We start from the raw sequence: 8,396 nt of genomic DNA on the forward strand, positions 1-8,396 counted from the left end.
CAAGGTGGGCTTGAGGGAAATCTGCATGAAAAAAACATTACTGGTGATTACTGGCACTTTACTATGCGTTTCTTGTACTACACGCCCTCCTCTTCCTTTAGGAGAAACACCTAAAGTCTCTACAGATGGCCTTCCTATTATTCCAGTCACTTTTGTTTTTACAACCAACTCTCCAGAAGCTACAAAGTTTGATAATTATCAACAGATGCGTAAGGAAATTAAAATATTAAATAAATACTATGTAGATGATAAAAATAATAAAATTTTTAAATTTAAATTACATCGTTATATTCCTTATGAAGAGTTTTCAAAATTACATTGTGATTTAAAACAACAGATTAATCAGCCCTACCCAATTACTATTGAAACCATTCCTGCCAGTGTAAATACGTGTTTTCCGAAACGAACTGCAAGTAAAGAAGTGATTGTTTTTATTTATGATGCCTACTCAACGAAATGGAAATTTGAAGATGTAACAAGTAGAGCTTTTCGCAATAATGGCAAACCCTTTATTTTATTAGACTGGAACCGCCTCAATTATAATATTCAGGCTGGTAGCGTGCATGAAATGGGACATGTATTTGGACTAAAACATGTTTGTGCACCGAATGCTACAAAACGTACTCCAACCAACATCATGGCAAGCGCCGAATGTAAATTAGGCAGTGGTGGCTTAAGAAATTTAGGATTTACGCCAGTACAACTTCAAACGATTTTATCGACATACAAACAATATCCCTAAAATTTAATTTCAATATATGCCCCTAAGTTATCTTGGGCAGCGATGTAATTTTCAGGGGTCAGTAAAGATGTCATGTAAGTACTCGCCTTTAAGAAATCTTCAGCATCGACTGGATACGGCTGCCAAAATGTTTTCAAATTATTGGTGTAAATTGGATAAAGGCGAAGTAAGTCTTTTGATAAATCTAACCTTGCTATACAGCCAAATGGTAAAGCATTGTGTTTTTCATATTCGCCATTGCTATTAAACACAGCATTGCCAATACCAAATACGACTGGCTTTTGGTTGATGATCTGGACAGGTTGAATAGTATGAGCACCATGGCCAATGATCAGGTCAGCGCCAGCTTGAGTAAGAATCGTAGCAAGCTTACTCTGTTCTTTTGTAATTGGCTTAAAGTCGACACCCCAATGGCAAATAACAATAATTTTATGTTCAGGATGAATCAGCCTATAGCGACCTATTTGTTCAAGCAAAACACCATTTAAACACGCGACCCCACTCTTATGACCTAAAGCATAAAAATCATAATCGAGATAGGCAGTGTCTCTGTGCCAGTATCCGTTAAAAATAGCATAACGCTTATTTTCAATAGAGAGTTGAAAGTAGTTATGAGCATCTTTTTGGTTTATACCTGCCCCGATATAAGAAATGTTAGCTTGATCCAACTGTTGTAATGTATAGGTCAGCCCACGATCTCCATAGTCTTTTAGATGGTTATTTGCCAACACCACATGATGAAGGTGAATATTTTTGAATGCTGCTAATGTTTTTTCAGCATCAGCTTTAAGAATAAAAGGCTTTTTATGATCTAAAGGAGATTGGTTTTCTAAAGAAAATACCGCTTCAAAGTTAGCAATATTTAAGTCATGTTCACCTAAAAAAGCTTTTATTTTTTTAAAAGAATAGTCATATCCATACTGTTGCATAGCATCTATTTGCCCTCTAGCCTTACGTTTTTCAGTGTAGATTTCCCCAAAGTAGGTATCACCTAAAATGTTAATAATGCCACTTGGAGCAGAGCAAACTTTAGGTTGTACGTTCTGTGCTTGAAAACAATGATAATAAGGAACCAGGTGCTCAGCACGATGAATATCATCTAAGAATAAAAAGAAACCTATAGTTTGGTTTTCTTCAAAGAAAGTGAGATAAATTTTTCTAAATGAGTTTGTAAGATATAAGACCTCTACTACGTTCTGTGCCATTAATAAGGTCTGAGGAAGATAGGACTTTCCTTTAAAAATAAGCTCTTTTATAAAGAATAGTTTTCTGATTTCAGCTGGATGGCTATAAATATTTTTAGCTAATAAAAACAAATGCTTTAACTGATTTTGGGTACCTGCATTTTTTAGGGTTAAGTTATGGGTAGCGGCTCTTTTAGAGAAAATTAAAGATGCTTTCTCATTTGTACCGCAGAGCATCTTACTTAAAGCATCTTTTACATCTGCTGCTTGGGTGAAAATTAGCAACTGCAATAGTTCAATGAAGTTGTAATGTTCCGAGGGTTTTAAGCCTAGATTTTGCTGACCTAATTGCTCAGATAGATGTTCAGGGACAACATAGTCATCTTGAGCTTGTACACTTTTTTGCTGAAATTGCTCTAATGCGTAGTCAATTAGCAGTAGCGTTGAAATATCATCGTCAAATTCGAATTGCCATAAAGCTTCATCAAAACTTGTCGTATCGATATGTGCTAATAGCTTGATCTCAACGGGTTGATATTTCATGGCTCATCACCTTTATAATCTTTAACGTAAGCGATGTAACCCGATAAGTTGTGTTCTTGGTCATCAATCCGTACTCGAAAACGATCATGACGAATATAAAACGCATGTAAAATTTTATCTGGCCGAGCCATATACATCGCCATTTCCGGATAAAAAAATCCTGTAGTTTGAAAATCAGCTCTAAACTCAATTAGCTTTTGAAGCTCAGGCATATACGCCTGCTCAAAAAGTGCTGTCCGTCCCTGCTCTTTTAAACGGTTCACCATTTTATAAGCAGCCATTAGCATTTCTAATAAAGTTGCATATGTTGTTTTTCGATTTTTAATAAAAATAAAATGTTTTAAATAATTATTTAAACCAAAAATAAAATATTTATCTTCAGGGCATATTTTAGTGAGTTCATTTGTACAATAACTTAACCAATGATCATGGTATTTTTCATATCTTTTCTCAATAAAACATTCAAACATTAATTTAACAGTTTCTAATAATCTAGAATCTTGGTTAATTTGATATAACCTTAATAAAGCTAAAGCAGCTTCACCATCATAATAAATAATTCTGAATTTTTCTTTTAAATCATAATCTGGATAATTTAATACATGAGTTGTTGAGCCATTTGAATCTATTAATTTTAAAATACCATTTGCTAGTTTTTCTGCATATTTTTGATAATCAGTTTTTTGAGTAATTTCTTGATATTTAGTTAACATTAAAATAGCAGCCGCATTGGCACCTAATTTAATTTCAAATTCCCCTTCTTTACCATCAATCATAAATGCAGTTTCTGAGTCTTTTTCTTTATAAAAGTTGCTCAGTGCATATTGGATAGCAGCATGTATCTTGGGCCAATATTCTGGTTTGCTCTGCACTTCAAATGTTTCTAGTAAGGCATACACTGAGGTACAGTGGCGTACCGTATTATAGTTACGAATGTCACGATCATAAGCAGAAAAATAGCCATAGATAAATTTGCCATTTTCTTGAATTTGATCATGCAAAAATGCCGAATTTTTTTCAATTAACGACTGAAAATGCTGTTTCTTATTGCTTGAAATCGCTCTAATACCATTCGCATCATAACCGTTCGCTAAATTAATGAATTGCCCATTTTCATAAAATGCTGCATAGGTATCAAAAGTCCAAATGTCTTGTAGCTCTTGTAGTTTAATCTGTGGTTTAGTCGCGTTATATTTTTGCTTAATTGCATAATTCAGATTTGTTTCGTCAAAAAAGTTGGGTTTGTCATAGCTCAAACCTCGAATAATTGCCTTTCCATAAATCTCTTGCTCCAGAAAAACCACTGAACAGTGTTCATCAAATCCAATACCTTTACGGTAGTGGTTATTGTGAAATTGATGATGGACCTGCTGCTCTACTACTGTCCAAACTTGTTTCGTTAAATTATATGCAACATCAATTTTTATATAATCAACAAGTGACTCATGTGCAAACTGGTCATTAATGAAAGCTAATAATTGTATTTTTGCTTGAGAAAAGTTTGTTTTTTCACTATGCCATACGTTACATCTTTGGTCTTTAGGCCCATAAGATATAAATAAAATTGTTTCATCCTGAAAAGCGGAAGCATGTGGAGCGATATGTTCTAACCAAAGGTTCAGTTGTCTTTGGAAGTTTAAAAATGCTGTCACTCGAAATCAGTCCCTATCCGTTATTTGTTGTTCTATAAAGTTTTCAATCCATCATAGCATGAACATATAAAAAGCTAACTTAACGTATTGTTTAAACATAAAAAAAGAGCCCGAAGGCTCTTTTTTCTATAAGTCGATTGTCAGATTAGAAAATGATTTGACCATTGTTGATCAAGTCATTCAATGTGACTGGACCAGTAAGGTTAGTCAATTGAAGCAATGGTGTTTCAGTGTAAGTACCTTCTACAAGTAATCCACCATCACGGTCTACGCTGATTGTCGCAGTTTGAGTACCAGCATCATAACTTACTGTCACATATTGACCAATTGTTAAGTTAGTTTGAGAACCAATTAACAAGTTACTTAAGTCAATCTTATCAGCCTGATCATCGGTTGCAGTGTCACCTACGTGGAAGTCAGTCCATACATCTACACCACCAGCTGTTGTATTACCACCAGTTGCGTTAGTTACGCTTGCAGCTGTTAATGTGTTGTAAATCAAGGTATCAGAGCCATTTCCAAGAGCAAATGTATCATTTGCCGCAGTACTTACTGCAAGGCTATTCAACTCTTGACTCAAGTTAATCGTCAATGTAGAGGCATATTCACTACCATCGATCACTGAAACCAACTTGTAATCAATCGCATCAACAGTCGCATTTGCCGCGCTGTCTAATGGTTTGTAGAAGTAAGAACCATCATTGTATAGATACAACGTACCTTCACCTGTATTGACTCCTTGACCAGCAGCTAGTTCATAAGTACCAGTTGTTGAGTTCATTACATAGAGCTGTGTACCTTCTACCACATCATTAGTAAGAACGTTACCAGTAATCCAGTCGGTTTGACCATCTGGTGTGTATTGGTCTAGATGAGTCGCTGTGGTTGTAATTACTGTATCTAAAGTAACTTGGCCAATAGCAACTAGAGCACTAATGTTGAATACGATTTGGTACGTACCTGCAGACAGATGTGGCACATCTGTCGAGTAGGCTGGAGCACCCAACACGCCAGCTAAAGCCGTCGCTGAACCTGAATAAACCGTATCTACCCATACACCGCCTACAAACTGCTGAATCTTATAAGCTACAGTTGGTAATGCCGATAAGCTTAATGATGCAGTGTAGTTCAACTGTATATGAACATCACTAACAGTGTTCGCACCAATTACAAATTGGCTAGAAGTGACTGTACCCGTAGTACCGTAGATCGGAGTACCAACAATTGGAACAGTACCAATCTGAGCAAATTGTAAGTCACCACTCGCCACTGAAGCGGCAGGATCTACCACTGGTTCCATACTGATTGTCGCATCATCTGTATCAGCTGTTACAGATGGTGTTGGAAGCGTAGCATCTGCCGAAGGATCTGCTGTATTCCAAGTGACATCAACATCTGGCGAACCAACTTGAACATGTAATGTAGCGGTATCAGTTCTACCAGTTACAGGATCTGTCACTGTGTAAGTAAAGCTATCAACTTTACCTACATTCGCCATATCCGCAGTTGCCTGATAACTATAAGTACCATCTGCATTAATAGTCAGAGTTCCGTATACCCCAATAACCGTTGCTGGAGTACCCGCTACAACTGTAGTTGTATTACCATTTTCAGCTGTAACAGCAGTTACTACTGAAGTTGTTGTAATGTAGTCCGGCACATAGTTTGTACCGTAAACAGCAGAGTTATCATCAGCGAGTACATTACCAGTTACAGGGTCAACAACCAGTACAGGAGGTTGAGTGATATCACCGTGATTCAGTGTGATATCCGCAGTAACACTACCTAGAGCTGTAAGTAATGTGTTGCTTTCCATGAACAACTCATAAGTACCGGCACTTAAGTTATCAATCTTGAATTGAACTTCAGAACCAAAGATACCTAACAAATCGATCACGCCAGTATCAGAGCTATCTGCAACTACAGTACGAGTGCCATCTGGATTTAATCGTGTTAATACCACATGTAAACCGTCGACAACCGTAGCAACCGAACCAAAGTTCACTGCAATAATCGCATCAGTCAGATTACCTGGATCAACTGTAAATGTCGCTGTTCCTTCTCTAGAACCGATAACAACTCCACCTACACCGAGTAACCAGTTATAGCTGATCGCATTATCAAGTACCTCAGTTGTTACTGGATACACCATGTCTATTTCAGCCGAAGCAACGTTATCCATTGCATCTACTGGAAGCGGGCTAGTAATTACAGCTGGTTGAGATGGATCTGCATCGTTCCAAGTCATATCTACACTGTCACTATCGAGACGAACATAAAGTGTTGCCTCAGAAGTGTTACCTGTTACAGGATCAAGCAAGGTGTAGGTAAATTGATCTACCTGACCTAGGTTTGCTCCGTCTACAGTTGGGGTATAAGTGTAGTTACCATCTTGGTCGATCACCAATGTACCGTATGTACCATTGATTGTTGCACCAGCAACTGGATCAACCGCAACACCATTCACTTGAGAGATCACAGCACTGCTGCTTGCTGCATCAACTTCACCAGTGAGGCTCGCATCTTTGATGACATTCCCAGAGATAGGTTCAACAGAGTAACTAGCCACGATGTATGGATTGTAGACATCCATCGTACCAGTTAATGTTCCGCCTAAACCTACACCGACTAAACCTTCATATCCAATGAATGCACGGTACTGACCAGCATCCAATCCTTCAAGTACAGCTGTTGGTGTTCCACCGATAAGTGATAGATCGATGAGTGATGCTTCTGGGTTAGTACCACCAATCGATACCCATTGGCCTGTTGCTTCATCAAATTTCTGAACAACAATCGCATAATTACTGAGTAAATCTGCTGTGATTATGGCATCGAAAGTAAACGTTGCTGTGCCTTCACGGTTTGGATCAACAGTAAACTCAATTGCATCGTTACCAAGCAATTGTAAATCCAGACCAGCTAACGATACAGCTACAAGATAACTCGCACTACCTAACGCAACATCATCTGCAACAAGCAACGGTTCTGGGTTGATCTCTGCAGTTACAACATTATCCACTGCTTTCACAGAGCTCAATTGAATATTGAGGTTTGCTTGAGCCGTATCACCAGTTACAGGATCAGTTAATGTGTAGACAAATACATCTGTTTGACCTACACCTGCTGCACTTGCAGTAGGGGTATAAGTGTATGTACCGTCTGGATCGATTACCAAAGTACCGTACAACCCGTTGATCACAGTATCTAGCGCTGTAACAGGCTGACCATTTACTGCTGTAACTACAGTCGTAGCGGTTACAACGTCTGTTTCGCCACTGGTATTGATATCAGTAATCACATTCCCATCAGCAACTTCGGTGTAGTATCCACCTACTTGTGTTGTGTCATAAACATCCATTGTGCCTGTTAAGGTACCCAGTAAACCGATACCTAGAAGACCGTTGTAAGTCATGAATGCACGGTATTGTCCTTCTTCTAGACCTTCAAGAACCACACCAGGAGTTGAACCTAGTAAAGTAAGATCAAGAATATCTGCTTGGCCACCACCATAGACCGAAGTCCATTGGCCTGTTACTGGGTCAAGTTTCTGAACTACTAGAGAGTAATCAGATAATGCATCTACTCCAATTAAAGCGCTGTAAGTAAAGGTCGCATTGCCTTCTTGACCAGCACCCACTGTAAAGCCGATTGACTCTGACCCTAACTGCAAATCAAGTCCAGCAAGCGATACAAGTGCTAGATAAGTGTTGCTTCCTAGTGCTGCATCATCTTGTACAAGCAATGGTTGAGGTGCAAGTACTGCTGTATCAGTGTTATCGAAAGCAATGATAGAGCTTGCAAGAGTATAAGTTTGCGTATCTTGAAGTGTACTAGCGTTTCCTGCGAGGTCTGTGAATGTCGCAGTAGCATCAACAGTTAAGTCTGAATCTGCTGCAAGACCACTACCAGCTACATCAACTGTCCAAGTACCTGCTACGGCATCAACTGTGGCTGTATAGTCAACACCATTTACGGTAACCACAACACCTGTTGTTACTGCATCTGTAGGGATGTTGGTCAATGTACCTGTTAAGGTCACTGATCCACCAGCTTCTGTCGCATCCAAGATGTTATCAGCAGTAACTGGGTCAATTGCTAACACAGTTGTAGTGATATCAGGTGGAGTAACATCTAGAGTTACCGTTACGTCTGCATCAGCAACATCTACGTTACCTTGTGCATCTACAGCCTCAGCATGAATCACAATCTGACCAGTCACAGGATCTGCTGCTGTTGCGGCAAGAGTCGCTGTAATGAAGCCGTTTGCAAGGT

General features: G+C 38.6%; 4 protein-coding genes. 1 reads left to right on the top strand and 3 read right to left on the bottom strand.

Features of this window, described 5'->3' with window-relative positions; all coding sequences use genetic code 11:
- The first annotated feature begins 25 nt into the window (after positions 1-25).
- Complete coding sequence (locus AW165_RS02830; protein WP_060464908.1) at positions 26-742, top strand: hypothetical protein; 717 nt, start codon at positions 26-28, stop codon at positions 740-742.
- On the opposite strand, the gene AW165_RS02835 is transcribed toward AW165_RS02830, so the two are convergent.
- The 3 genes from AW165_RS02835 to AW165_RS02845 form a co-directional block, all read right to left on the bottom strand.
- The gene (locus AW165_RS02835; RefSeq protein WP_060464909.1) at positions 739-2,469 is read right to left on the bottom strand and encodes a CapA family protein; all 1,731 of its coding nucleotides are present in this window, start codon (positions 2,467-2,469) and stop codon (positions 739-741) included. The genes AW165_RS02830 and AW165_RS02835 overlap by 4 nt on opposite strands.
- Positions 2,466-4,121: a hypothetical protein gene (locus AW165_RS02840; RefSeq protein ID WP_060464910.1), complete on the bottom strand. Its 1,656-nt coding sequence runs from the start codon at positions 4,119-4,121 to the stop codon at positions 2,466-2,468. The genes AW165_RS02835 and AW165_RS02840 overlap by 4 nt, the downstream gene beginning before the upstream one ends.
- Before the next feature lie 145 nt (positions 4,122-4,266).
- Positions 4,267-8,396 (bottom strand): BapA/Bap/LapF family large adhesin (locus tag AW165_RS02845; RefSeq protein WP_060464911.1); only part of this gene is annotated, 4,130 nt, incomplete at its 5' end.

Source organism: Acinetobacter sp. LMB-5 (genome assembly GCF_001541635.1).
Classification (GTDB): Bacteria; Pseudomonadota; Gammaproteobacteria; order Pseudomonadales; family Moraxellaceae; genus Acinetobacter; species Acinetobacter pittii.

What these genes read in the sequence shown, in the direction of transcription:
- AW165_RS02830 (WP_060464908.1), top strand. Translation starts at nt 26, where the DNA reads ATGAAAAAAACATTACTGGTGATTACTGGCACTTTACTATGCGTTTCT.
- AW165_RS02835 (WP_060464909.1), bottom strand. Translation starts at nt 2,469, where the DNA reads ATGAAATATCAACCCGTTGAGATCAAGCTATTAGCACATATCGATACG.